This window comes from Yimella sp. NH-Cas1 (genome assembly GCF_022359705.1).
Taxonomy (GTDB): domain Bacteria; phylum Actinomycetota; class Actinomycetes; order Actinomycetales; family Dermatophilaceae; genus Yimella; species Yimella lutea.
In genome coordinates this window covers 267,274-291,455 of record NZ_JAKSGG010000003.1, presented here as the reverse complement: position 1 = coordinate 291,455, position 24,182 = coordinate 267,274, and the positions used below count along the sequence as shown (strand labels likewise).

The following is a 24,182-nucleotide window of genomic DNA, read 5'->3' as shown; positions in this document are numbered from 1 at the left end:
AGAATGCTTCGAGGCGGTGTCAGTGTGCGTTCGACGTCCGCTCAGCGTGCGTAGGTGCCGATCAGTTGGGCGCCACCGGCGTCCACACCCTTCGCGCCGGTGATGACCTCACCGCGGGTCGTGTCTGCGTCTTCGGCGGACATGACCGTTCCCATCTGCCACGCCGGCAGGTCGACCGACTCCAGCACCTCCAGGGCGGTCTCCACCGACTCCTGTGGAAGCACCGCGACGAACCCAACCCCCATGTTCAGGGTCGCTTCGAGGTCGGCCTGCGGCACGCGACCGAGTTCGCCGATGACGGTGAAGACGGGTGCTGGTGTCCAGGTGGAGCGGTCCATGACAGCGGTGACGCCCTGCGGCAACACGCGGGCGACATTCGCCGCCAGGCCTCCTCCGGTGACGTGCGAGAGCGCGTGCATGTCGACGCCGTCGGTGCGGATCAGGCGCAGCAGGTCGGCGGCATAGACCCGGGTCGGGGTCAGCACCTCCTCGCCGAGCGTGCGACCGAACTCCGGCACCTCACGATCCCACCCCCATCCCGCGCCGGCCACGACCTTGCGCACCAGCGACAGTCCGTTGGAATGCAGTCCGGACGACGGGATGCCCAGGACGACGTCGCCGACCCGGACACGGTCGGAGGTCAACAGGTCGGCGTACTCGACCACGCCGGTGGCCGCACCGGCCACGTCGTACTCGTCAGGCTCCAGCAGGCCCGGGTGCTCTGCCGTCTCGCCGCCCACCAGGGCGACACCCGCTTGCTCACAGGCGGCCGCGATGCCACCGACGATCGCGGCGACGCGCTCGGGCACGACCTTGCCGGTGGCGATGTAGTCGGTCATGAACAGCGGCTCGGCGCCACATACGACGATGTCGTCGACGACCATGCCGACCAGGTCGAAACCGATCGTGTCGTGCTTGTCCATCGCCTGGGCGACCGCGACCTTCGTCCCGACACCGTCGGTGGAAGTGGCGAGGACCGGACGCTGCATACGGGTGAGCATCGAGGCGTCGAACAGGCCCGCGAAGCCGCCGAGTCCGCCCAGTACCTCCGGGCGCTGCGCGCGGCGCACGGACGCCTTCATCAGTTCGACCGCCTTGTCACCGGCATGGACATCGACGCCGGCGTCGGCGTAGGTCATCGGGGTGTCGCTCATCGTCTGCTCTCGTTCGCGCTGAGTGGGAGGTGAGTGCGGCTCACGGGTGGTCGAGGGCGCCCGACCCGCCGCCGCTGACCCCGGTGCCGACACCTTCGGCGTCCGAACCACCGGAGCGGCTTGAACGATCGCCGCGGTCCTCGGGAGCGAGGGTGATGCTGCGGTCGTGGCCGGACGCGATCTCGATCGGCAGGGTCTCCAGGACGTGCTTGCCGATGCGGCCGTCCTCGGGCAGTTCGATCGGGTACTCGCCGGTGAAGCAGGCCGCGCACAACTGGGAAGGCGGCTGATTCGTCGCGGCGATCATGCCCTCGGTGGAGATGTAGCCGAGCGAGTCGGCACCGATCGATGCCCGGATCTCCTCGACGCCGAGCCCGGTCGCGATGAGTTCGGCGCGGGTTGCGAAGTCGATCCCGTAGAAGCACGGCCACTGCACCGGCGGGCTGGAGATCCGGACGTGGACCTCTGTGGCGCCGGCCTCGCGCAACATCCTGATCTGCGCCCGCTGGGTGTTGCCGCGCACGATGGAGTCATCGATGACGACGATGCGCTTCCCGCGGATCGAGTGCTCAAGAGGGTTGAGCTTCAACCGAATTCCGAGCTGACGCAGGGTCTGGCTCGGCTGGATGAAGGTACGGCCGACGTAGGCGTTCTTGACGAACCCCTGTCCGAACAGGATTCCGCTCTCCTGGGCGTAACCCGTGGCTGCCGGAACTCCCGACTCCGGTACTCCGATCACCATGTCGGCCTCGACGGGGTGCTCGCGGGCCAACTGGCGCCCCATCTCCACGCGGGCCTCGTGCACCACGCGTCCGCTGATCACGGCGTCGGGACGGGCGAGGTAGACGTACTCGAAGACGCATCCCTTGCGCTTTGGTTCAGCGAACTTGTGGCTGCGCAGGCCGTTCTCGTCGATCGCGATGAGTTCGCCGGGCTCGACCTCGCGGACGACGCTCGCACCGACGGTCTGCAGCGCCGCGGTCTCGGACGCGACCACCCAGCCGCGCTCGAGGCGTCCGAGCGCGAGCGGACGAACGCCGTACGGGTCACGGGCGGCGTACAGGGTGTGTTCGTCCATGAAGACGAAGCAAAAGGCACCTTCGAGGTTCGGGAGCACGTCGAGCGCGGCTTCCTCGAGCGACTTGTCCTCGTCAGCGGCGAGCAGCGTGGTCACCAACGCGGTGTCGGAGGTGTTACCGCGGGCGATCTCGCCGCGGACGGTGCGGCCTGCGTGCTCGCTGTCGACCATCTCGCGCAGTTCGACGGTGTTGATCAGGTTGCCGTTGTGGGCGAGGGCGACCGTGCCGCCGGCGTGGCCGCCGAGCGTCGGCTGGGCGTTCTCCCAGGTGCTGCCGCCGGTCGTGGAGTAACGGGTGTGGCCGATCGCGATGTGACCGCGCAGGCTGCCCAGGCTCGACTCGTCGAAGACCTGGGACACCAGACCCATGTCCTTGTAGACCAGGATGCTGCGCCCGTCGCTGGTCGCGATGCCGGCCGACTCCTGGCCGCGGTGCTGCAATGCATACAGACCGAAGTACGTGAGCTTGGCGACTTCCTCGCCGGGGGCCCAGACGCCGAAGACTCCGCAGGCGTCCTGCGGGCCCTTCTCGCCGGGGATCAGATCATGGGAGAGACGTCCGTCGGAGCGAGCCACGTCACGATCCTCCCACGCAGGTGTTCAGCGTCCGGCGCGGCGGTCGAGCAGGACGCCGACGATGCCGCCGAGCATGGCGCCGAGGAGACCGAAGATGGCCGCGAAGTAACCGAAGGTGGTCATCATCGAGTAGTTGGCATCGTCGGTAGGAAGGTTCGCGACGACGACCGCGGCGATGATTCCGAGCACGACCCCGGTCAGGACGAACATCAGGACGTTCGGGCGACGCCGCACCGGGATCAGCTGGGGTGACTCACCGGTAGGTTCGTCGGAGGTTTCCCTGGCTGCTTGGTGGGTGACCCCCGGGCCGGCAGTCACGTCGGTGACGTCGTCGGATTCGTCGGGCACTTGCTGTGACACGTGCCTACGGTATGCGACCGGTGGCTAGGGTTGCCGACAGGTCTTGTTCCTGCACTGTTCCTGCACGTTCTCTGCACTGCGAAGGAGTGCCCATGAAGTGGGTCATTCTCGTCCTGGTCATCATCATCCTCATCCAGCTGGCGATCATCGTGCTGCGCGATCCCAAGCGCGGCGGGTCGGTCGGTATCCATGGTGTCGACTCCGACAAGAAGGTCGGCTCGCCTGAGCCCGAGGTCGAAGAGACCGAGCAGACCCCCGCCGAGGAGGTCACGGCGGGTAAGAGCGAGGCTCCGCAGAAAGCCACGGCGAAGACCGAGCAGCCGGCGAAGGACTCCGGTCCCTCGAACGCTGCCGGAGGCACCGCCACCGCAGGAGCCGTCGGCGCCACCGGAGCGGTCGCTGCTGCGACGTCGGACGCGAAGGACGACGCCGCCACGAAGGATGAGCCCACGAAGTCCGAACCCGCCGAGCCCGCTGCTGGTGCGGCCGACGACTGGGACGCCGACCCTGCGCCTGTGGCCGACGAGAAGCCGGCAGAGCAGGCTGCTTCGTCCGGCGGTGACGATTGGGACGCCGACCCTGCGCCCGTGGCCGACGAGAAGCCGGCCGAGGCTCCTGCCACATCCGGGGGGACGACTGGGACGCCGAGCCTCCCGCCGTGGAGGACAAGCCTGCTGCGGCGGCTGCTACGTCCGGTGATGATTGGAACGCCGAACCCGCGCCCGTCACCGACGACACAGCGGACAAGACCTCGAAGACCGACGAACCGAAGGCGGCCCCCGCCGCCGCATCGGGCGCAGACGACTGGGACGCCGAACCACCCGCGTTGGACGATGCGTCGGCCCAGGCTCCCACCGAAGCGGCGAAGACCGACAAGTCCGCCGATGAGCCGAAGCAGGCCGAGGCGCCGGCAGCGTCCGGTGGCGATGACTGGGGCACCCCTCCCCCGCCGCTCGACGACGCTCCTGCTGCCCCCGCCGCCGAGACGACCGCGTCGGCAACGACTGCGGAACCCGTCGAGGAGCCGAAGGCGACCGAACCTGCCCAAGCAACCAAGGCTGAGTCCGAGCAGGCTGAGTCCGAGCGGGCTGAGCCCAAGCCCGCCGAGGCGCCGGCTGCGACCGGTGGCGACGACTGGGCCACCCCGCCCCCGCCCCTGGACGACGCACCTGAAACCGCTACCGCCGAAAAGACGGAGCCGGCGAAGTCTGCCGAACCGGCCGACACCGGAGCATCCACACAGGAGAGCCACGCGACGGAAGAACGTGCCGCCAAGGCGCCGAAGGACGAACCGGCTGAGGCACCCAAGACGGAGTCCGAAACCGAACCCGCCGCGGAGTCCGAGCAGGCTGAGCCCACCTCGACCGAGGCACCCGCAGCGACCGGCGGCGACGACTGGGCCACCCCGCCCCCGCCCCTGGACGACGCACCTGCAGCATCCACAGTAGACGGTTCTGTCGAGGAGCCGAAGGCAGCTCAGGCGGGCGCGGAACCGACGGAACCGGCCGAGTCGAAGGCGGCCGAAGATGCTGACCCCGCGACAGAAGCACCTGCCGAGCAAAGGTCGTCGACGAGTGCCACACCGGCCGTCGACCCCCATGACCCGGCCGGAGATGCATCCGCGTCGCGGGACGGCGAATGGTCGACCCCCGCGCTGCCGTTGGGGGATTTCGAGGAGCAGCACCCGAGCGGCAAGGTCGCCCCGATGCGGGATGACCAGCGCAGCGGTGAGATTCAGGGAACTCCCCGCGCGGCGCAGCCCAACCTGCCGTCGGACGGCGTCTTTGCTTCCGATACCGCGGCGCCGGCCGACCCCGCGTCGACCGAGGTTGCCGACGGTCCCGCCGACGGTCCCTTCGGTCCGGGTTCTGCGATGCCCGAGGAGGACGGATCGGGCCCGACCGGCTGGATCAAGGGCAACGCCGACTCGATGCTCTTCCACACGACCGACTCCCCGGCGTACGCCGACACCGAGGCCGAGGTCTACTTCAAGGACGAGCAGATCGCGGCGTCGGCGGGCTTCCGCCACTGGGACGCGTCCAAGCGCTGACCGCGTTCGTCGATCGAGTTGTTGATCGAGCCCCGCCCACGACCCCGGGCGGGGTTCGGCACATCTGGCGCCGAAAACTCGCCCGTCTCACCCCGCGTGCGTGGGCTCCGACAAGCGGAGGCGCCTGCGTCCGGGCTCTACGAACGCACCGGTCGACGCGGAAGCAAAGGCAAGTAGGCAGAGAGATCCGCTCGCCCACCTGACGCACGCAAGTCGCCACTCTCCTCGGCATCCGCCCAGGCCAGATCACCGACGACCAACGCCAGCCAAGTCGCAGCGGACAACTCGACGACGTTCGGCGGCGTACCCCGACGGTGCGTCGTTCCCTCGATCACCTGCACCGCACCGAACGGCGGGACGCGTACCTCGACCGACCGTCCCGGCGCCTGCAGACCGAGTTCCTCCAGCGTGTAACGGACCGCCGTGGCGAGCGTCGGACGCGGCACCTGCGGGTCAGCACACCAGTCCTGGACGGCCTGCCTACCTGCACTCGGGTCGATTCGTCGCACTGCCACCGCCTTAGGCTCTCACCGTGCCCTCCGACGACAGCGCTCGCATCGAGTTCCGAGACGACGAACGCGGTGGTGTCACCGTGCTGCGTGACGGGCACCCGCAGTCCTACGTCGATGTCGGCGACCCGGGACTCCTGGCGTTCGAGTACGTCCAGCACTTCGCGAGCGTCCTCGACCTACTGTCCGCCGGACCGCTCGCTGTGACCCATGTCGGCGGGGCAGCACTCACGCTGCCCAGGTATGTCCAGCACACCCGACCGGGTTCACCGCAGATCGTCCTCGAGCCGGACGCCGAGCTCACTCAGGCTGTGCGCGAGAAGTTGCCGCTCCCCCGCGGCCACCGCATTCGGGTGCGCCCGACGGACGGCTGGACCGGTCTGCAGCAGCTGGCCGACGCGAGCGCGGACGCCGTCGTCATCGACGCTTTCGACGAAGGCCGGATACCCAGCGACCTGGTGACGACCGCCTCACTGCACCGGTGTTCGCACGTGTTGAAACCGAACGGTGTCCTGCTCTTCAACATCGCCGACCGACCGGAGCGCGCCTTCCTCAAGCGGGTGTTGGCTACTGCCGCAACGGCTTTCGACACGATGGCGCTCCTGACCACCACCGAGGTCATGAAGAAGAAACGCTTCGGCAACTACGTCCTGATCGCGTCATCGACGCTCGACGAGGCCGCACTCGGACGCCGCGCTGCCGCGTCCGACTTCCCGACAGCCTTCGTCCGCGCCGGCGAGACTGCGGCTTGGGCACGCTCGGCGAAGCCGATCGCCGACCCGGACGAGGATCCAGCACCACCGCCCGAGACGAGCGGCACCCTCCGGTTCCGTTGAGCGTCAGTCGAATCGGCGTCCGGTGAGAGACTCGTACGCCTCGACGTACTTGGCACGCGTCTTGTCGACGACCTCATCGGGCAACGGCGGAGGCGCTTCGCCGGAACTCTTGTCCCAGCCACTCGCCGGTGACGTCAGCCAGTCCCGGACGAACTGCTTGTCATAGGACGGCTGCGGCCCCCGGGCGCGTAGGAGTCCGCCGGCCAGAAGCGCGAGGAGTCGGGCGTCAGCACCTCGTCGGCGAGCACCAACGTGCCGTCCGGGCGCTGCCCGAACTCGACCTTGGTGTCGGCGAGGATGATCCCGCGCTTCTCCGCAATCTCGTTGCCTCGCTTGAGGATCGCGATCGTCAGGTCCCGCAACTGCTGAGCGAGTGGCGCTCCGACCTCGGCCACGACCTCGTCGTAGGAGATCGGCTCGTCGTGCTCACCGAGGGGCGCCTTGGTCGAGGGCGTGAAGATGGGATCGGGCAGACGCGATCCGTCGACCAATCCATCCGGCAACGAGACACCGGAGACCACACCGGCGCGCTGATAGTCAGCCAGTCCGCTCCCGGTGAGGTAACCGCGAGCCACGCACTCGACCGGCGCCATCTCCAGCCGTTCCACCAACACCGCCCGACCGGCAACGGCGTCCGGCACATCCGTGGAAATCACGTGGTTGGGCACGAGATCGGCCAACTGCTCGAACCACCACAGCGAGAGCTGGGTAAGCACCTTTCCCTTGTCGGGGATGACGGAGTCGAGAACGAAGTCGTAGGCGGAGATGCGGTCGGAGGCGACCAGCAGGATCTGGTCGTCGCGGGCGACGTCACCCACAAGGGGGTGTAAAGATCGCGCACCTTTCCCGAGTAGGCGTGGGCGTATCCCGGCAGGTCGAGACTCATGTCGACATTCTTCCCGAGGCCACCGAATCCGATGACGCCGACTTCCCAAATCTGCGAATCCGCGGGTGAAGATGGAAGGAACGACGGCCACGGAATCGCCGTGAGGTCGTCAGAGGGAAAGGACCGAGCATGGGTATCGGAGACAAGATCTCGAACAAGGCCGAAGAGCTCAAGGGCGCAGCCCAGGAGAAGATCGGCGACGCTCGTAACGACCCGGGCCAGCAGGCCGAGGGCCAGGCCGAGCAGTCGGAGGCCAAGATGAAGCAGGCCGGCGAGAACGCCAAGGACTCGTTCGGCGACGCCAAGGACTCCGTCACCGGCAACTGACCCCGGAGACGTGACGAGGGCCCGGATCCGCACGGATCCGGGCCCTCGTCGTGTCCTGAGCGCTCAGACGGAGATCTCGCCGCGCTCGGCCTTCAGCGCGATGTCGGTACGGAACTGACCGCCCCGCATGCCGATTCGGTCGATCGCTGCGTACGCCTTGTGCCGAGCCTGCGCCAGACCGTCACCCAAGGCGACGATCGAGAGCACGCGCCCTCCGGCCGACAGCAGACGGCCGTCGTCCGACGACGTGCCGGCATGCAGGACGTACGCATCGCCTTCGACAGGAAGCCCTTCGATCACGTCCCCCGTCACCGGCGCAGCCGGGTAGCCCTCGGACGCCAGCACAACCGTCACCGCGTGCTGCGTATGCCAGCGCAACGACTCCAGTTGGTCGAGTCGGCCGCGAGCTGCTGCGCTGAGCAAGGACGCCAGTGGCGTGCGCAACCGGGCAAGGACGACCTGCGTCTCCGGATCGCCGAAGCGTGCATTGAACTCGATGACCCGCGGCCCGCGTGAGGTGAGTGCCAGACCGACGTACAGAACTCCGGAGAACGGCGTTCCTCGCCGCCTCATCTCGTCGACCGTGGGTTGCGCGATGGTGCGGACGACGTGATCGACGAGGTCGCCGGGCGCCCAGTCCAGCGGCGAATACGCTCCCATTCCACCGGTATTGGGTCCTTCGTCGCCGTCGCCGATGCGTTTGAAGTCCTGCGCCGGCTCCAGCGGGATGACCGTCTCGCCATCAGTGATGCAGAACAGGGACACCTCAGGACCGTCCAGGAACTCCTCGATGACCACCTGCGCACCACCGGCGAAACACGCCATCGCGTGCGCGACGGCTTCCTCAAGATCGTCGGTGACGACGACGCCCTTGCCTGCGGCGAGCCCGTCGTCCTTGACGACGTACGGAGCGCCGCTCGCGTCCAGTGCGTCCCGGGCTTCGGTCTCGGTGGAGCACACCCGGCTCATCGCCGTCGGCACCTCGGCGGCCGCCATGACCTCCTTCGCGAACGCCTTGCTGCCTTCAAGACGAGCAGCTTCACCGGATGGACCGAAGACATCAAAGCCGTTGTCCCGCAACACATCTGTCACGCCGGCGACCAGCGGGGCCTCCGCGCCGATGACAACGAGATCGGCGGACTCGGCCTGCGCGAGCCGAAGTACATCTGCCGGGTCCGTCGCCACCACAGGTCGACATTCCGCCAGCTCGGCCATGCCCGGGTTGCCCGGTGCCGCGACGACCGCCTCTACATCGGGATCTGCGGCGAGGCTTCGCACGATCGCGTGTTCGCGGGCACCGGATCCGATCACCAGAATTCTCACGGGACCGACCCTACCCAGACCACGGAAAGGGCCCGGAGCCATCGAGGATCCGAGCCGGGAACGAGAAAAAAGGACGGCAGGGCCCTCCCGAAAGTCAGGGGGGAGGTCTCTCGGGAGGAGCCCCGCCGCGAGCCTTGGGGTCGGCCGGAGGGGGACTCGGCGACGCACTCAAGGGCTCGCACAACCGGAATGTTGTTGGCTCAACTATTACGCACGGACGCGGCCCATGTCCAGAAAAACCGTGACGGCCTTGTGACACTGGCGGTGAACCGACAGTACGCTGGCGAAGAGTTGAGTCGGGCACGGGCCGGGTAGGAGGGGACGAGCATGGACGACGCGAGGCAGAAACGACGCGAGGACAGCAGTGATCTGCCGCCTCCCGTCGTGGGCGATTTCGATCTGACCGCCGACCACACCGAGATCTACCTGGCGCTGCTCGAAGCACCTTCGGCCACTCGCAACGAGTTCGTCCGTCGCGGCTTCGAGCCCGAGTACGTCGACAAGAGCATGCGTGCCTTCGAACGTCGCGGCCTGGCTCGTCCTCTCGGGTACGACGTGTGGGAGGCGATCCCGCCGGACATTGCACTGCCCGCCTTCGCCGCCCGACTGGAGGAGTACGCGACGACGATCCGTGCGTCCACCTCTGCCCTCTCCCGCAGCTACGCCAATCGTTCGGCCGATGCACCCGACCCGAGCGGTTACGACCGCTTGAACAGTGTCGAGGAGATTGCGCTGGCCACCCAACAACTGCTGGCCAGGTCCGGCACTCAGGTGGTCGGGCTGCGCAACGACTCGCCGTACACCCGCTACCTGCTGGACCTGCCGACCGACTTTCACGTGACCCCCGTCCGCAATGCACAAGGCGTCAAGCTCGCGGCTCGCGTCACAATGGACACGTCGATGATCCCGCACCCCCGCTTCAACGAGGTCGTCACCGCCCGGCGAAGCACCGGCGAGTTGTACCGCTTTCACTCGGGCCTGCCCTTCTCCGCGATCGTCAATGATCGAGGTCTGGCGGTCATCGACGCGCACGGTCCGGACGGTGAGGCGTTGGGTCTGATGATCAGCACTCCGGGCGCCGCGGCCGCCGTCAGCAACGTGGCCGAATGGGCCTGGCGACTGGGTCGCGAGTGGCGCCTGGCCCAGGAGACTTCGGGCGAACTCGATGCCCGTGACAAGCGGATCCTGGAACTGCTCTCGTCCGGCACCACCGACTCCGTGATCGCCAAACGACTCAAGGTCTCCCAGAGAACCGTCGAGCGCCGGGTGCGCGAATTGATGGATCGTCTCGGCGCGACCACACGCTTCCAGGCCGGCGTACTCGCCGCCAAGGACGGTCTGATCTGAGAACGGTCGGCACCCTGCGTAAACTCTTGCACTTGCGCGGTCCACGCAACTCACGCGAGAACCGCCGCGGCCTGTTGAGATCTGCGCTCACGCGTACGGTCCCCGACCGAAGCTGGGGGAAGCAATGACGACGTCCTCGACGAATGCGGTGTCGCCCGCCATCGAGAGTGAACTGTCTCGCGAACAGGCACACGTCGACCGCGTGTACGCCGAGCTGAAGAAGGCGGCCGACCGGGCTGCCCTCGTCGAGGCCGAGGGCCACACCCGTGGCCGTTCCTCACGCACCGGCGAAGTACGCGAGGAGGAGATCACCGGCCTGTTCGAACGCGACGTGATGGTGTTCCAGGCGAGCAACCGTCGCCGTAGTTTCGAGACCCAGCACGAGGGCTTGGTCTTCGGACGCCTCGACATCGAGCACGACAAACCCGACCACCTCGGCGACACGCGCGAGGTGCGGTACGTCGGTCGCCTCGGCGTCCGCGACGACGAGTACGAACCGCTCGTCATCGACTGGCGCGCACCCGCAGCAGCCGCTTTCTACCAGGCGACCCCGGTCGATCCCAAGGGCGTGATCCGACGCCGCGTGCTGCGTAGCCGCGGCGTGAAGGTGATCGGCATCGAGGACGACCTGATGGTGCCCGAGGCGCCTGAGGACATGGTGGTCGTCGGCGACGGCGCGCTGATGGCGGCGCTCACCCGCACCCGCGGTGGACAGATGCGCGACATCGTCGCCACCATCCAGCAGCACCAGGACGAGGCGATCCGCGCTGCCGCCCGCGGCGTCACCGAGATCAGCGGTGGCCCGGGCACCGGCAAGACGGTCGTCGCACTGCACCGCGCCGCCTACCTGCTCTACTCCGAGCGCCGCAAGTACGAGAACGGCGGCATCCTGGTCATCGGTCCTTCTTCGGCGTACACCGCCTACATCGAGCGTGTTCTTCCCTCCCTCGGCGAGGACACCGTCACCCTGCGCTCGCTCGGCGACGTGATCGAGGGGATCACCGCCACCCGCCTCGACGAGCCGGCCGCGGCAGCTGTGAAGGGTTCCCTCCGAATCCGCCCGGTGCTCGGCCGCGCCGCCCGCGACCTGCCACCGGGAGCACCCACACGTTTCCGGGCGATGATCTCCGGTCACCCGGTGCGCATCGAAGGGGATCGACTGCTCGACATCCGCCGCCGGGTGTTGCGTCATCACCAGCACAACGCCGCGACCGCTGCCGCGCAGGACGCACTCGGCGAGGCAGCGTGGACCCAGGTGCGGCCACACGTGGGCGCGCTGGAGAAGTCGGAGTTCCTCGACCGGTTCGGCGACCACCTCGAAGTCGAGTCGTTCATGAACCAGTGGTGGCCCCAGGTCGACCCCCGCGAGGTGCTGCTCTGGATGACCGATCGTGGCCGCCTGCAGCGGTATTGCGACGGTCTGCTGTCCACACAGGAGCGGGACGCGCTCGGCGATTCGCTGGACGCCGCTCTCGCGACCGGCGCGTGGAGCGTCGCCGACGCCGCCCTGGTCGACGACGTCTCGGCCCGGCTCGGGCTCGTCGTCGAACGCCAGGCCGAGGAGCGCGGGTTCTACGAGATCGAGTTGCTCGACGACCCGTCAGCCTACGACGTGCAGGAGGTTCGCACCGCCGGACAGGCCGCGTCGGTGCAGGAAGTGCAGTTCGAGCGGCGCCCCACCGACGCCCGCGAACGGCTGTTGCAGGGCAAGATCGGTCGCTGGGGCGAGTACGCCCACGTGCTCGTCGACGAGGCACAGGACCTCTCCCCCATGCAGTGGCGAATGGTCGGCCGTCGTGGTCGGTACGCGTCCTGGACGGTCGTCGGTGACGCCGCGCAGTCGTCCTGGCCGGACGAGGCCGAGGCGCTCGGGGCCCGCGAGGAAGCCTTCGGCAAGAAGGAACGCCGTCATTTCCACATGACCACCAACTACCGCAACGCCCGCGAGATCTTCGAGTACGCGGCGCAGGTCGTCCGTCGGCACGTGCCTGACGCGGACATTCCGGACGCCGTGCGCGAGACAGGTGTGTGCCCGCAGGACCTCGAAGCACCTGATGTCGTCGAATCGTCCGTGACCGCTGCTCAGGATCTGCTGGGCGAGGTCGAGGGACTCGTCGCAGTGGTGACACCCGCGAAATGGGCTGCAGCACTAGGCGCTTCGCTCAACGATTCAGACGAGCGGATCATCCTGATCGACCCGATGTCGACCAAGGGACTGGAGTACGACGCCACGGTCATCGTCGATCCTGACGAGATAACGCGAGAGTCTCCCGGCGGTGTCCGCGTGCTTTACGTTGCACTCACCCGTGCAGCGCACCGGATGACGGTCGTCCACCCGGCCTGATTCCCAAGGACATCCGTTGCCCACTCCACGGACGCGGTCGGCCCGCCGGTTAAGCGGTGTCCGAGAATCGAGGGGTGGATGACTTGAACGGCCCCGAAGACCAGCGACTGCGCTCCTACCGGCAGTCGATCGACAACATCGACGCTGCGCTGATCCACCTGCTCGCCGAGCGGTTCAAGATCACCCAGGCGGTCGGCCAGTACAAGGCCGAGCACGACCTGCCGCCGGCCGACCCGTCCCGTGAGGAACGTCAGGTCGCACGGTTGCGCACGCTCGCGGCGCAGTCGCAACTCGACCCGGAGTTCGGGGAGAAGTTCCTGCGGTTCGTGATCGACGAGGTGATCCACCACCACGAGCGGATACGCGAGGACCCGACGGCATGAGCGCGCTCAACCCAGCAATGCGCGCAGCTTCTCCGGACCGATCGCGAGCAGCAGCGTCGGCAGCCGCGGGCCGGTGTCCTTGCCGATGAGCAGGTTGTACAGCAACTTGAAGAACTCCCGCTGGGCGGCGCCGAGGGCGGCCGCGAGTTCAGGCTCCTTCTTGCGGTCGGGTCGAAAGTCGGGGCTCTCGCCCTGCATCACCTTGGGCACGCCGTAGACCTGATGGGTCAGACCGTCGAGCGACCAGTCGTCCTCGATGGCGCCGAGCTCGGTTCCATTGCCGTCCAGCAGGATTCGCAGAGATTCACGCTGGTCGTCGCTGAGCGCGGCCATCGCTGCGGCGTCGGGCTCCGCCCGGACGACAGTCTTGTCCTCGTCCGCCATGCGTGTGGCGACCCAGGTCTGCACGCAGGTCAACCTCGGGCGCAGTGACTCGAGGGAAGCAGGCGGATTCTCGGGGTCGAGTTGACCGACGATCCGCAGCGTTTGTGCTTCATCACCCGTGGTGATGTCGACGATGGACGCGAGCGTGCGGTACGCAACCGGGTACGGCGTCGAGGGCAGTTCACCGGCGGCAGTGCTGGAAGCGCGGGTGTACGACGCGACGTCGCCGGCCTGGCCCTTGCCCTCGGAAACCTTGCGCTGCAACGCATCCCACTCGTCATACATGCGCTGGATCTCGGCGTCGAAAGCGACGTCGAACGCCTGGTTCGGCTTGCGGCGCGCGTAGAGCCAGCGCAGCAGAGCCGGCTCCATGATCTGCAGCGCGTCCTCGGCGACGGGCACGCCACCCTTCGAGGAACTCATCTTCGCCATGCCCTTGATGCCCACGAACGCATACATCGGCCCAATCGGACGCTGCCAACCGAAGATCGGCGCAAGCTCGAGTCCGACCGCGTACGACGAACCGGGCGACTGGTGGTCGACACCGGAGGGCTCGAACACAACCTTCTCGTAGGCCCACCGCATCGGCCAGTCGACCTTCCAGACCAGCTTGCCGCGGTGGAAGGTGTGCAGGTCAACCGTTTCGGTGTGGCCACATGCCTCGCACTCGTAGCGCAGTTCCGCTGTGGTCTGGTCGTATCCGCTGACCCTGGTGAAGTCCTTGTCGCACACGGTGCAGTACGGCTTGTACGGGTAGTACTCGGATCCCGAACCGCCATCGTCCTCGGACGCTGCCCCTGAACCCTCTGCGGCTTCGGCCGCCGCAGCGGCCTGCTCGGCGTCCAACTTCTTGTCGACCTGTGCGGTGGAGTTGGCAGCAAGCGTGCGGTACTGGTCGAGCACCTTGTCGATCTCGCTGCGCTGACTCATCGCGAACAGGATCTGATCGGTGTACGCACCGGAGGTGTACTGCTCGGTCTGGCTGATCGACCGGTAGGTGATACCGAGTTCGGCCAGGGAGCGCTCACACTGCTCTCGGAAGTGAGCGGCCCAGGAGTCGGCTCTCGATCCGGGCGGCGCCGGCACTGACGTGATCGCCTTGCCGATGTGTTCGGCCCACGAATCATCCACTCCCGCAATGCCCTTGGGCACCTTGCGGAACCGGTCGTAGTCGTCCCAGCTGATGATGTGTTCGCACTCGATGCCGCGTCGGCGAATCTCGTCGGCCACCAGGTGCGGGGTCATCACCTCGCGCAGGTTGCCGAGGTGGATCGGGCCGGACGGTGAGATGCCGGACGCGCACACGACCTTGATGCCGCGCTTGTCCGCGTCGGCGATCACTTCGTCGGCCAGTCGGGAAACCCAGTCGTCAAGCTGCACGTCAGTCACGGTCGACCATTCTACGGGCGATCGAACGGCCGTCCCGACCGACCGAAACCAGCCGACCCACGTCCCGGATCCAGCGGCGGTGGTACCCCCGTCGGGTCGACAACCGCGGCGGACGCAGTCGGACTCAGCTGATCCCGATCGCCCAACTCAGGAAGAACAGCCCCAGCAGAAGGGTGGGGACCGCGAAGACCGCCAGACAGCTCGACTGAGCGCGGCGCCCCTCGGTCGGTCCGTCACCGCGGCGTAGCCAGGCGGCGAGCAAGGCCCACGCCGCCGACCCGATCATTACCAGGCTGATCGTCCACATGGTCGCCACGAACCAGGACGGGGTGTCGCGGACCGCCTCGGCGGCCACGAGCACGCTCGAGGGCACGTCAGTCGTGGAGCAGGTCGTGCCGGACGATGACCTCGTCACGGCCCGGTCCGACGCCGATCACGGAGATGCGAGCGCCGATCTGCTGCTCGACGAACTCCACGTACGCGCGGCAGTTCTCAGGAAGTTCCTCCCACGTGCGGCAGTGCGAGATGTCCTCGAACCAACCTGGGAGCTCTTCGTACACCGGCGTCGCGTGGTGGAAGTCGGACTGGCTCATCGGCATCTCGTCGAAGCGCTCACCGTCGACCTCGTACGCGACGCACACCGGCACCGTCTCCAGACCCGTCAGCACGTCAAGCTTGGTCAGGACGAAGTCGGTCACGCCGTTGACGCGATTCGCGTAGCGTCCGATCACCGTGTCGACCCAACCGCACCGACGCGGACGTCCGGTGGTGGTGCCGAACTCGGCGCCCTGCTTGCGCAGGAACTCGCCCTTGTCGTCCAGCAACTCGGTCGGGAAAGGACCCTCGCCGACGCGGGTCGTGTAGGCCTTGATGATCGCGATGACGCGGTCGATGCGGGTCGGCGGGATGCCCGCGCCGGTGCAGGCGCCGGCCGAGATCGCGTTGGACGAGGTGACGTACGGGTAAGTGCCGTGGTCGACGTCCAGCAGGGTCGCCTGACCCGCTTCGCACAGCACCGTGTCGCCGCGGTCGAGCGCCTTGGACAGTTCGAGGGAGGAGTCGACGACCATCGGACGCAGCCGCTCGACGTACTGCAGGAGATCCTCCACCACTTCGTCGACCTCGACGGCGCGGCGGTTGTACATCTTCACCAGCAACTCGTTCTTCACATCGAGCGCGGCACCGACCTTCTGGCGCAGGATCGAGGGATCGAAGAGGTCCTGGACGCGGATGCCGATGCGGTTCATCTTGTCGGCGTAGGTCGGACCGATGCCGCGACCCGTGGTGCCGATCTTGCGCGAGCCCAGGAAGCGCTCGGTCACCTTGTCGAGCACCCTGTTGTAACTCGGGATGACGTGCGCGTTGCCGCTGATCTGCAAGCGGCTGGTGTCGATGCCGCGCGCGTTGAGGCCGTCGATCTCCTCGGACAGGACACCCAGGTCGATGACGACGCCGTTGGCGATGACCGGGGTGACCCCCTCGGTGAGGATGCCGCTGGGCAGCAGGTGCAGCGCGTACTTTTCGCGGCTGCCGTCCGGCTGCTCGATCACCACGGTGTGACCGGCGTTGTTACCGCCGTTGAACTTCACCACGTAGTCGATGCGGCTGCCCAACAGGTCGGTGGCTTTGCCCTTGCCTTCGTCGCCCCACTGGGCACCGACGAGCACGATCGCTGGCATGACTGCTCAGACCCCTCCGTCACGGAACGAGGCCGGCCAGTCGGCCGGCTCGTAAAGGCCAACGATACCGGCCACCGATCTGCTGTGCTCAGGCGACGACGACCGCGAACGGGACGGTGAAGCCCTCGTCGAAGACGGGCTTGCCGGACGCGTCCCGGATCTCGAACTCCGCGCTGCACCCACCGGCGCGATCGGGCGCCTGGAAAGCGATGCTCGCGGAGAACGTCTCGCCCGGGTCGAGGTCCGCGATGCGTCCGGTGCGGTCGGCGTCGGTGAGACATGTGCCGGTCGACTTCACCATGTGCACGGTCCATCCCGAGATCTTCGTCGTGCCGGTGTTCTTCAGCGTGAATCCCTGCTTCGTCGTCTCGCCGGCGGCAACCTTCCCGCACAGCGAGAGACGTCCGGACCGGTACTCCATCGCCGCACCGTCGATGCGGGAGGACTTCCAGGAGCGGACGCTGGATTCGTTGGGGCGCGGGCAGGGCACCGAACCGACGGACGACGGCGAAGATGTCGAAGAGGGCCTGCTCACGGTGGGCGATGTCGCGTTCGCGGTGTTGGACGAGGACTGCTGGGTCCAGGACGCAGCCGCGTAACCCCCGACGATGAGGACGATGGCAGCGAGCAGAGTGCCGAGCTTCTCCCAGCGGCGTGCGACGTGTCGCGTACGGACCGATACCGGCATCGTCCTGGTCGGTCCCGTGGTCGGGACTTCGGTCCGCAGCTGCTTCACTCGTTCATCGCCTTCCTCTCCGGGAGGACTCCACGACGGGCCGGCAAGCTGCGAACGGTCCGGTTCACGGGTCGGTGAGGCGGTGCCGGTCGCAGTGCCGGTCACGGCCGGTCGGGATGTCGGCTGAGCTGGTTGCCCGGTGGACGGGCGACTGACCAATCGGTTCGCGCGACGCCACTGCTCGCGCCACGGGTGCGGATCGACCCCACACGCGATGAGGAACTGTTCGGTCGCTTCCCAGGTGGGCAGTCGCTTGCCACGGGTCGCCTCGTGCAACGTGGCGTGCGAGATGCACCCGGAGGTCTGGGCCATCTGCCGGAAGGAAGGCTGTCCGGCTGCCTGCCGGACGTCCGACAGGGCCTGGGCGAAACCGAGGATCACCTGACGACGATCGGTGCCGTTGTTCCCTGCACCGTTCGTGCCCGGCTGCGGCGACGCGTTCGTCATCTTCCTGTTCCTTCGTGTGTCCGACTGCGTGTCAACGGGTGTAAGACGTCAGCTCCGTGTCAATGGCTCCCCGCGATGTGGTGCCTGACGCCGGGGTCGGCCGGTCGTAGGGGTGTCGGTGTTCGACCAGAGAAAAGGACAGTGATCGACACGAAGAACGAATCCCTGTGTGAACCGCGACTCGCCCCGGAAGCCATCGGCTCCCGGGGCGAGTTGCGTTCAGCGGAGGTTCAGGCCCGCATGCCGATCTTCAGGGCCACCTCTGCCGCGAGGACGGCTGCCGCTCCGATCGCGCCTGCCAAGAGGTATCGCCGAGCATCCGGCGCATGACCGTCCGGGCTGACCGGCGGGCTGCCGATGTCCCGAACCGGTTCATCCGGTTCGCGGCCTGCTCCGATCCACTGCAACCGCTGTGCCCGCTGCCATTCATGCCGCCAAGCGGTCGGATCAGCCCCGCAGGTGAGCAGAAACTGTTCGGTGGTCTCCCAGGTCGGCAGCCGGCGTCCTGCTGCGGCTTCGTGCAATGTCGTGTGTGAGATACAGCCCGACCGGCTCGCCATCTCCCGGTAGGACGGTTGTCCGGCGCTCTGACGTACATCCAGGAGTTGCTTCGCGAACGCCTCGATCACGTCACGGCGCGGAGAGGGTGAAATCGGCATCGTTTCAGGCCTTTCTTACGGTCATCGGCACTGTCAGGCAGGTGTTTGACACGGCGTCTGACGTCCATCGACTGTTCACCGCTCCCTCTGACACGGCACCTCCTGACACCCGGCTGCATCGACTCCATGTCCGCAGCTCGGGAACAGCCCGGCCGGACGCCGGGGCACGGTTCAGCCCCGACCGCACAGGGAGGAAACACCCATGCAGGTATCCAAGCGCAAGAAGATCGTCTACGCCGTTGTCGGCACGTCGCTCATGGCGGGCACCGCAGTCGGTGGACACGCAGCCGTCAGTCATGCCGAGGGGTCCAAGATCCGTACCGGCACCGTGATGACGAAGTCCGATCCGCTGTCGGTGCGGTCCGGACCGTCCACCGACGAGGCACGCGTCGGCTCGCTCAAGAAGGGAGCGAAGGTCAAGATCACCTGCCGGACGAAGGGCCAGTGGGTCAAGGGCACCCGGTCGACCACGAACTGGTGGGACAAGATCGGCCCCGGTAAGTACGTGTCGCACGCGTACATCAAGACCAACCTGTGGATCCCGGTCTGCAAGGGGTCCGGCAGCACCAACGGCTCCTTGCCGAAGGCGCCGCGTAACAACCCGCACCCGAGCGCGATGTCGCAGGCACCGAACCTCACCGAGCGGGCCGCGCACGTCCGCAAGGAGATGGCCAAGGCGTTCCCGGGCATCCAGTGCGACGTGAGTGCCTACCGTCCAGGCCAGAAGTCGGACCACAACTCCGGCAATGCGATCGACTGCTTCCCGGGCAGGTTCGGGGTTTTCCCCAAGGGCGCGACCAAGAAGGAAGGTGACCAGGCCGCCGCGTGGCTGCGCAAGTACGCAGGCAAGCTCGATGTCCAGTACGTCATCTGGCAGAACAAGATCTGGAACAAGAAGCCGGGTCTGAACGAGAAGGGCTGGCGCGAGCACCGCCACGCCGGGCAGGTCACCCTCGGTCACTACGACCACCTGCACATCTCGGTGACCGCACCGGTGCAGTACTGACCGGTGTACGGATGCGTCACTGACATCGTCACCGACGCATCGAGCGAGGCGTCCCGGCTCTTCCCTGCGGCCGGGGCGTCTCGCTGCCGTCGTGTTCAGCGGTTGCGGTCGGCGCGCTCGGCGACCTCGAGAGCGAGCTGGAACCGCGTCTCGACCCCGTGCGCGTCCATCAAGGCGGCGATCCGACGACGCACCGTGCGCAGCGAGACGCCCAGAACGCGCGCGATGGCCTCGTCCTTCAGACCCTGACGCATCAGGTCGAGCAGTCCGTCGCCGTCGACGTCATCGGGCGCCGGCGCGGCGCCCGCCCAGAGCCGGTCGAACAGTTCGACGAACGCGGCCACGACCATCGGGTCGCGCAGAATGACCCAGTCACCGTCCGACCTGCCCCACTGCGTCGTCGCCAGCGCGGCGTCGGTGCCGAAACACACGAACTCCGAGGGCACTGACGGCACGACCCGCTGCACTTCACCCACGTCGGCCCACCGCTGCATCCACCCGGCACTGCCGTCGACGGCCGAAGCGACGTAGAGGGTTCGCACTTCACGGCCCGCTTCGACCTGGCCGACCGTGGTCGGGTATTCGGTCGGGTCCCGGTCGGGCGGGTGAGCACGGGTCCGCCGGATCGGCCCGACACTCGACGCGGCGAGTTGCTCGTGCATGGAGGTGAGCAGGGCCCCGTCGACCCGCTCTCGGGTGGGCGGGGTGGATGACGAACGTTCCTGTCCCACGCGGTAATCGGTCGCGAACTGATCGATCGAGTCGCGCAGGCGAGCGAGTTGCTGCCGACGGGTGGCCAGCTTCGCCTCCTCGACCGAAACGACCCGTTCGAGCGCCGCCCTGGGGTGATCCGCGCTGAGCGTCCCGTCCTGGGAGATCCGGACGAGGCGGTGGACGCGCAACTGCTGCACCTCGCGTTCGCCGTCGTGATCGGAGCAACCGAGTTCACGCACGTGGGCCGACAAGGGCCGGCCCGGTGTGCGCAGCACCTGCCGGTAGAGGGCCTCACCGATCGCGTCCACACCCAGAACCGCGAGTCGTCCGTCCACGGACGCCAATCTAACGACGCCGCGCCGGTGTTGGACAATGGCGCAGCCCCCGCTCACGAGAGGTCCCGAATGAGTCTGCTGATCCTCGTCCGCCACGGACAGGCATCCATCACCGGCGACGACTACGACCTGTTGTCGCCGCTCGGCGAACATCAGGCGGGGGTCACCGGGCGTGCCCTGGGCGAGCGCATGGCGCAGCCCGCGGTCATCGTGCGTGGGTCACTGCGTCGCCACGGCCAGACGGCCTCAGGCATCACCGCCGCAAGTGGTTGGTCCTGCCCGGTCGAGACCGATGACCGATGGGACGAGTTCGATCACGACGGCCTGCTGGCCGCTGCCCACCCGGAGTACGCGACCCGGCCCGCGCTGTTGGAAGCCCTTGCTGCGCAAGAGAATCCGGCGCGGGCGTTCCAGGACCTCTTCCTCGCGTCGGTCGACCGCTGGACCGGGGGTGAACACGACGGCGACTATCGCGAGTCCTTCCCCACGTTCGTCCGGCGGGTCCGTGAGGCGGCCACCGAACTGGCCGAGCGACCGGGCACGGCGGTCGTGTCGAGTTCCGGTGGACCCATCGCCGTGCTTGCCGCACTGTCGACTCTTGGTACGAATGATGCCGGCCCCGAGGTGGCGAAGGCCTGGGGGCGACTGAACGAAGTGGCCGTCAACGGCGCGGTCAGCAAGTTCCTGCGCGGGCGCCGTCCGACGCCGACCCTGCTCAGCTACAACGACCACAGCCACTTCGAGCACGACCGCGACCTCATCAGCTACCGGTAGGAGCGACATGCCTGACGTTCGAGACACGGCCGACTCCCCCGAGGTCGCCAGGCAGCGCTGCCTCGACTTCGCCTCGATGCACTCCGAGGTACCGGTGTACGCAGCGATCGTCGCGGGCATGGCGGACGACCCGGACGCGATCGACCTTCTGTGCCGGGCTGCGCCGGGACAGGCCCGTCCCGTGCTCCTGCTTGCTGCGCTGCATGACTTGGCGATGCGCCGTCCGGATTCACCTGCGGCACACTGGTTCTCCCCCAGGGCACGCCCGGCTCAGGACCCGTGGCCGGATGTCCGACGAGCGATCACCGAGTTCCACGACGAGTTGTCTCAGGTGGTCGCGACCCGGACGACGCAGACGAACGAGGTCAACCGCTCGACTTACGTGCGAGCGATGGTGGCCCGTGCATGTGCCGACCTGCCCGACACCCCGATCACGTTGCTGGAGCTGGGTGCCAGCGCCGGCTTCCTGCTGAACATCGAGCACTATCGAGTGGCAGTCGGGGACGTGGCGTTCGGCCCGCTACATGCCCGAGTCCGTTGTGAGGCCGAAAACCTGGGATCCGCCGTCGAACTCCGTATCCCACCGATCGCACGGCGGATCGGTCTGGACGCCGATCCGATCGGCCCCGACGACATCGACGACCTGCGCTGGTTGCGTGCCTGTATCTGGCCGGAGATGCCTGGTCGGGTGGAACGCTTCGACGCGGCGGTCGAGGGACTGCGCGACCATCCACCGACGCTCGTTCGCGGTGACATGGTCGACGCGCTCCCCGGCGTCATCGAGCGCGGGGACGACCACCTGGTGGTCTTCTCCTCCTGGGCCGTCACCTACCTGCCGCGCGAACGACGTCCGCTGATCGCGCGAACCCTTGATGATGTGGCATCCGCTCGCCCGGTCAGCTGGGTCACCGCCGAGCCGCCGGGTTGCGTCCCAGGCCTGCCCGACGTCCGCGACGACCACGCGGACGCCGACCGTCTGACGGGAACCCACGTCGGCCTGCGGCGTTGGCGCGACGACGCTGAGATCGCACCCGAACTACTGGGAACCGTTCATCCGCACGGGAATTCGATCAACTTCCGGTAGTCCTCACTCGTCCGGGATGAGGTCGACGACCTCGCGTCGCACGACCTTGCCGAGAAGGTTGGTGGGCAATTCCTCCACCTCGACGAAGCGACGCGGCACTTTGTACGCGGTGAGGTGCTGCTTGGCCCATGCGCGCAACTCCTCGTTCGACGGGAGTTCTCCGTCGGCCACAACGGCCGCAACGACCTGTTCCCCGCTGCGCGAGGAGGGCATGCCGACCACGGCCACGTCGCGGATCGACTCATGCTTGCACAGGACCGCCTCGACCTCGATCGGCGACACGTTGAACCCGCCGGTGACGATGAGTTCCTTCAACCGGCCTGAGATCACGAGGTACTCGCCGTCGTGACGGGCAAGGTCACCGGTGCGGAACCAACCGTCGACGAATGCTTTCTCAGTCTCTTCCGGCTGGTCGAGGTAGCCATCGAAGACCTGCGGGCCGCGCACCAGAAGTTCGCCCTCCTCACCCTCCGGCACGTCGCGGGACGGCTCGTCGGGGTCGACGATGCGGGTGTCGGTGTCGGGGAACGGCAGGCCGATCGTGCCCGCCCGGCGGGTCGAGTCGAACGGGTTGCCGACGACGACGGGCGAGGTCTCGGTCAGCCCGTAACCCTCGATGAGCCGTCCGCCGGTGGCCGATTCCCATCGCTGGACGAACTCGGCGGGCATCGACATCGCACCCGACAACACCCACTCCAGACCGCGCAGCGAGACGTCCTTCTTCTCGGCTTCGTCCAGGATCGCCTCCAACAGCGGCGGCACCCCGACGAAGAAGTTGGTGTCACTGCGCTTGATCGCGTCCAGCATCAACTTCGGCTCGGGCGATGGCACCATGCTGATCTGCGCACCGAGGACGAGCGCCAACAGGACACCGACCGTCAGCCCGAACGCGTGGAACATCGGCAGCACCGCAAGGAACCGCTCTTCGCCGAACCGCAGTCCGGTCCAGGCGACACCCTGGTGGCAGTTGGCCAGCAGGTTCGCGTGCGTGAGCGGCACACCCTTCGGGCGACCCGTCGTGCCCGAGGTGTACATGATCACCGCGATGTCGTCCGGGCGCGGACCGGGCTGCCCGAGCGGCAGCGGACCGTGTTCGCCCAGGCTCGCGAACGGTCGCGCGCCGTCCGGCAACGACCCCGCGGTCAGCTTCTTGCGCGACTCCTTGGCCTTCGCGATCGGCAGACGCAATGCCAGCCGCAGCTTCGCCGGCAACGACTTGGTGAGGTCGACCCCGATCACGTGCTCCACCGGGGTGCGTTCACGCAGCGACAACACCGCGGGGACGACGTTGTCCCAGGCCACGACCACCTTCGCGCCGTGGTCGAGGAACATCGGCTCCAATTCACCGGCGGAGTACAGCGGGTTGTGTTGCACGACATGGGCGCCCAGACGGAGCGCCGCGAGCGTCACGACCAGGTTCTCCGGGCAGGTCGGCAACAACACCGCGACGCGCGAACCGTGCTCCACACCGAGGGTGACCAGGCCCATCGCGACGCGACGCACCTCGTCCGCGATCTGCTCATACGTGCGGGTGCGACCGAGGAAGTCGGTGCAGACGGCGCTGCCGCGACGTTGCGCGGAGTCCTCGAACATCTGCGGGATCGTGAGTTCGGGGTAGTCCAGTTCCCTTGGCACCGAGCGCCGTCCGGCGGGTTCGGTCATCGGGTCTGTCTCAGGCACCGTGGTCTCCTCGTCTTCCGCCTTCCGTCATCGGAAAGGCCGCTCCTCACGCTACGAGACGAGCACACGTCCGGACGAGAAAGGTCGAACCTGTCTCACGCGGCGTCAGCCCTCGTGAGACA

21 protein-coding genes and 1 pseudogene are annotated in these 24,182 nt (G+C 67.5%); 9 read left to right on the top strand and 13 right to left on the bottom strand.

What is annotated here, in order from left to right:
• Positions 1–41 precede the first annotated feature (41 nt).
• The 3 genes from purM to MF407_RS01740 are packed head-to-tail and all read right to left on the bottom strand — an operon-like array spanning position 42 to position 3,168.
• Complete coding sequence (gene purM / locus MF407_RS01750) at positions 42–1,154, bottom strand: phosphoribosylformylglycinamidine cyclo-ligase (protein WP_129624645.1); 1,113 nt, start codon at positions 1,152–1,154, stop codon at positions 42–44.
• Positions 1,155–1,194: 40 nt separating this feature from the next.
• Entirely contained in the window at positions 1,195–2,808 is a 1,614-nt protein-coding gene (gene purF, locus MF407_RS01745) for an amidophosphoribosyltransferase (protein WP_129624646.1), read from the bottom strand.
• A 24-nt stretch (positions 2,809–2,832) separates the two neighbouring features.
• Positions 2,833–3,168 carry a hypothetical protein gene (locus MF407_RS01740; RefSeq protein WP_129624647.1) on the bottom strand — a complete coding sequence of 112 codons (336 nt, stop codon included), beginning with the start codon at positions 3,166–3,168 and terminating at the stop codon, positions 2,833–2,835.
• A 658-nt stretch (positions 3,169–3,826) separates the two neighbouring features.
• Between MF407_RS01740 and MF407_RS01735 the strand changes: the two genes are divergently transcribed.
• A complete protein-coding gene (locus tag MF407_RS01735; protein ID WP_239701027.1) occupies positions 3,827–5,218 on the top strand; it encodes a hypothetical protein in 1,392 nt (463 codons plus the stop codon).
• A 137-nt stretch (positions 5,219–5,355) separates the two neighbouring features.
• On the opposite strand, the gene MF407_RS01730 is transcribed toward MF407_RS01735, so the two are convergent.
• Positions 5,356–5,733: a sterol carrier family protein gene (locus tag MF407_RS01730; RefSeq protein WP_239701025.1), complete on the bottom strand. Its 378-nt coding sequence runs from the start codon at positions 5,731–5,733 to the stop codon at positions 5,356–5,358.
• 17 nt (positions 5,734–5,750) lie between these two features.
• Here MF407_RS01730 and MF407_RS01725 point away from each other — a divergent pair, with 17 nt between their 5' ends.
• Positions 5,751–6,563, top strand: coding sequence for a fused MFS/spermidine synthase (locus MF407_RS01725; RefSeq protein ID WP_239701023.1), 813 nt, complete (start codon positions 5,751–5,753; stop codon positions 6,561–6,563).
• A 3-nt stretch (positions 6,564–6,566) separates the two neighbouring features.
• On the opposite strand, the pseudogene MF407_RS01720 reads toward MF407_RS01725, so the two are convergent.
• Positions 6,567–7,449: pseudogene (locus MF407_RS01720) on the bottom strand (phosphoribosylaminoimidazolesuccinocarboxamide synthase).
• A 129-nt stretch (positions 7,450–7,578) separates the two neighbouring features.
• On the opposite strand from MF407_RS01720, the gene MF407_RS01715 reads away from it, so the two are divergent.
• Complete coding sequence (locus MF407_RS01715) at positions 7,579–7,776, top strand: CsbD family protein (RefSeq protein WP_239701021.1); 198 nt, start codon at positions 7,579–7,581, stop codon at positions 7,774–7,776.
• 63 nt (positions 7,777–7,839) lie between these two features.
• Here the strand turns inward: MF407_RS01715 and purD are convergent, their stop codons facing one another.
• The gene (gene purD / locus MF407_RS01710) at positions 7,840–9,099 is read right to left on the bottom strand and encodes a phosphoribosylamine--glycine ligase (protein WP_239701020.1); all 1,260 of its coding nucleotides are present in this window, start codon (positions 9,097–9,099) and stop codon (positions 7,840–7,842) included.
• Between the two features lie 327 nt (positions 9,100–9,426).
• Between purD and MF407_RS01705 the strand changes: the two genes are divergently transcribed.
• The 3 genes from MF407_RS01705 (at position 9,427) to MF407_RS01695 (ending at position 13,173) form a co-directional block, all read left to right on the top strand.
• Complete coding sequence (locus MF407_RS01705; protein ID WP_239701017.1) at positions 9,427–10,446, top strand: helix-turn-helix transcriptional regulator; 1,020 nt, start codon at positions 9,427–9,429, stop codon at positions 10,444–10,446.
• A 124-nt stretch (positions 10,447–10,570) separates the two neighbouring features.
• Positions 10,571–12,790, top strand: a complete 2,220-nt coding sequence (locus tag MF407_RS01700; protein ID WP_239701014.1) for an AAA family ATPase — start codon at positions 10,571–10,573, stop codon at positions 12,788–12,790.
• 74 nt (positions 12,791–12,864) lie between these two features.
• A complete protein-coding gene (locus MF407_RS01695) occupies positions 12,865–13,173 on the top strand; it encodes a chorismate mutase (protein ID WP_205744667.1) in 309 nt (102 codons plus the stop codon).
• 6 nt (positions 13,174–13,179) lie between these two features.
• Here the strand turns inward: MF407_RS01695 and lysS are convergent, their stop codons facing one another.
• From lysS to MF407_RS01670, 5 genes are all read right to left on the bottom strand, one after another.
• Positions 13,180–14,946 carry a lysine--tRNA ligase gene (gene lysS, locus MF407_RS01690; RefSeq protein WP_239701010.1) on the bottom strand — a complete coding sequence of 589 codons (1,767 nt, stop codon included), beginning with the start codon at positions 14,944–14,946 and terminating at the stop codon, positions 13,180–13,182.
• Between the two features lie 124 nt (positions 14,947–15,070).
• The gene (locus tag MF407_RS01685; protein WP_129624657.1) at positions 15,071–15,319 is read right to left on the bottom strand and encodes a hypothetical protein; all 249 of its coding nucleotides are present in this window, start codon (positions 15,317–15,319) and stop codon (positions 15,071–15,073) included.
• A gap of 1 nt (position 15,320) precedes the next feature.
• Entirely contained in the window at positions 15,321–16,625 is a 1,305-nt protein-coding gene (locus MF407_RS01680; protein WP_239701008.1) for an adenylosuccinate synthase, read from the bottom strand.
• A gap of 88 nt (positions 16,626–16,713) precedes the next feature.
• Positions 16,714–17,808, bottom strand: coding sequence for an NBR1-Ig-like domain-containing protein (locus tag MF407_RS01675; protein ID WP_239701004.1), 1,095 nt, complete (start codon positions 17,806–17,808; stop codon positions 16,714–16,716).
• A gap of 230 nt (positions 17,809–18,038) precedes the next feature.
• Positions 18,039–18,467: a hypothetical protein gene (locus MF407_RS01670; RefSeq protein ID WP_239701002.1), complete on the bottom strand. Its 429-nt coding sequence runs from the start codon at positions 18,465–18,467 to the stop codon at positions 18,039–18,041.
• Between the two features lie 202 nt (positions 18,468–18,669).
• Here MF407_RS01670 and MF407_RS01665 point away from each other — a divergent pair, with 202 nt between their 5' ends.
• Positions 18,670–19,473, top strand: a complete 804-nt coding sequence (locus MF407_RS01665; RefSeq protein WP_141929306.1) for an SH3 domain-containing protein — start codon at positions 18,670–18,672, stop codon at positions 19,471–19,473.
• 95 nt (positions 19,474–19,568) lie between these two features.
• Here MF407_RS01665 and MF407_RS01660 read toward each other — a convergent pair whose 3' ends face one another.
• The gene (locus MF407_RS01660) at positions 19,569–20,522 is read right to left on the bottom strand and encodes a helix-turn-helix domain-containing protein (RefSeq protein ID WP_239701000.1); all 954 of its coding nucleotides are present in this window, start codon (positions 20,520–20,522) and stop codon (positions 19,569–19,571) included.
• Positions 20,523–20,591: 69 nt separating this feature from the next.
• Between MF407_RS01660 and MF407_RS01655 the strand changes: the two genes are divergently transcribed.
• Together MF407_RS01655 and MF407_RS01650 are read left to right on the top strand one after the other, a co-directional pair.
• Positions 20,592–21,296 (top strand): histidine phosphatase family protein, encoded by a 705-nt coding sequence (locus MF407_RS01655; RefSeq protein ID WP_141929308.1) that lies wholly within the window; start codon positions 20,592–20,594, stop codon positions 21,294–21,296.
• Positions 21,297–21,303: 7 nt separating this feature from the next.
• Positions 21,304–22,380 carry a DUF2332 domain-containing protein gene (locus tag MF407_RS01650; RefSeq protein ID WP_129624664.1) on the top strand — a complete coding sequence of 359 codons (1,077 nt, stop codon included), beginning with the start codon at positions 21,304–21,306 and terminating at the stop codon, positions 22,378–22,380.
• 3 nt (positions 22,381–22,383) lie between these two features.
• On the opposite strand, the gene MF407_RS01645 is transcribed toward MF407_RS01650, so the two are convergent.
• Entirely contained in the window at positions 22,384–24,060 is a 1,677-nt protein-coding gene (locus tag MF407_RS01645; RefSeq protein WP_205744668.1) for an AMP-binding protein, read from the bottom strand.
• Between the last annotated feature and the right edge of the window lie 122 nt (positions 24,061–24,182).

Bases quoted from the DNA above. Each gene is read 5' to 3' on its own strand.
- MF407_RS01700 (WP_239701014.1), top strand. From the start codon at position 10,571: ATGACGACGTCCTCGACGAATGCGGTGTCGCCCGCCATCGAGAGTGAA.
- MF407_RS01665 (WP_141929306.1), top strand. From the start codon at position 18,670: ATGCAGGTATCCAAGCGCAAGAAGATCGTCTACGCCGTTGTCGGCACG.
- MF407_RS01650 (WP_129624664.1), top strand. From the start codon at position 21,304: ATGCCTGACGTTCGAGACACGGCCGACTCCCCCGAGGTCGCCAGGCAG.
- MF407_RS01675 (WP_239701004.1), bottom strand. From the start codon at position 17,808: ATGACGAACGCGTCGCCGCAGCCGGGCACGAACGGTGCAGGGAACAAC.
- MF407_RS01655 (WP_141929308.1), top strand. From the start codon at position 20,592: ATGAGTCTGCTGATCCTCGTCCGCCACGGACAGGCATCCATCACCGGC.
- MF407_RS01670 (WP_239701002.1), bottom strand. From the start codon at position 18,467: ATGCCGATTTCACCCTCTCCGCGCCGTGACGTGATCGAGGCGTTCGCG.
- MF407_RS01705 (WP_239701017.1), top strand. From the start codon at position 9,427: ATGGACGACGCGAGGCAGAAACGACGCGAGGACAGCAGTGATCTGCCG.
- purM (WP_129624645.1), bottom strand. From the start codon at position 1,154: ATGAGCGACACCCCGATGACCTACGCCGACGCCGGCGTCGATGTCCAT.
- MF407_RS01715 (WP_239701021.1), top strand. From the start codon at position 7,579: ATGGGTATCGGAGACAAGATCTCGAACAAGGCCGAAGAGCTCAAGGGC.
- MF407_RS01680 (WP_239701008.1), bottom strand. From the start codon at position 16,625: ATGCCAGCGATCGTGCTCGTCGGTGCCCAGTGGGGCGACGAAGGCAAG.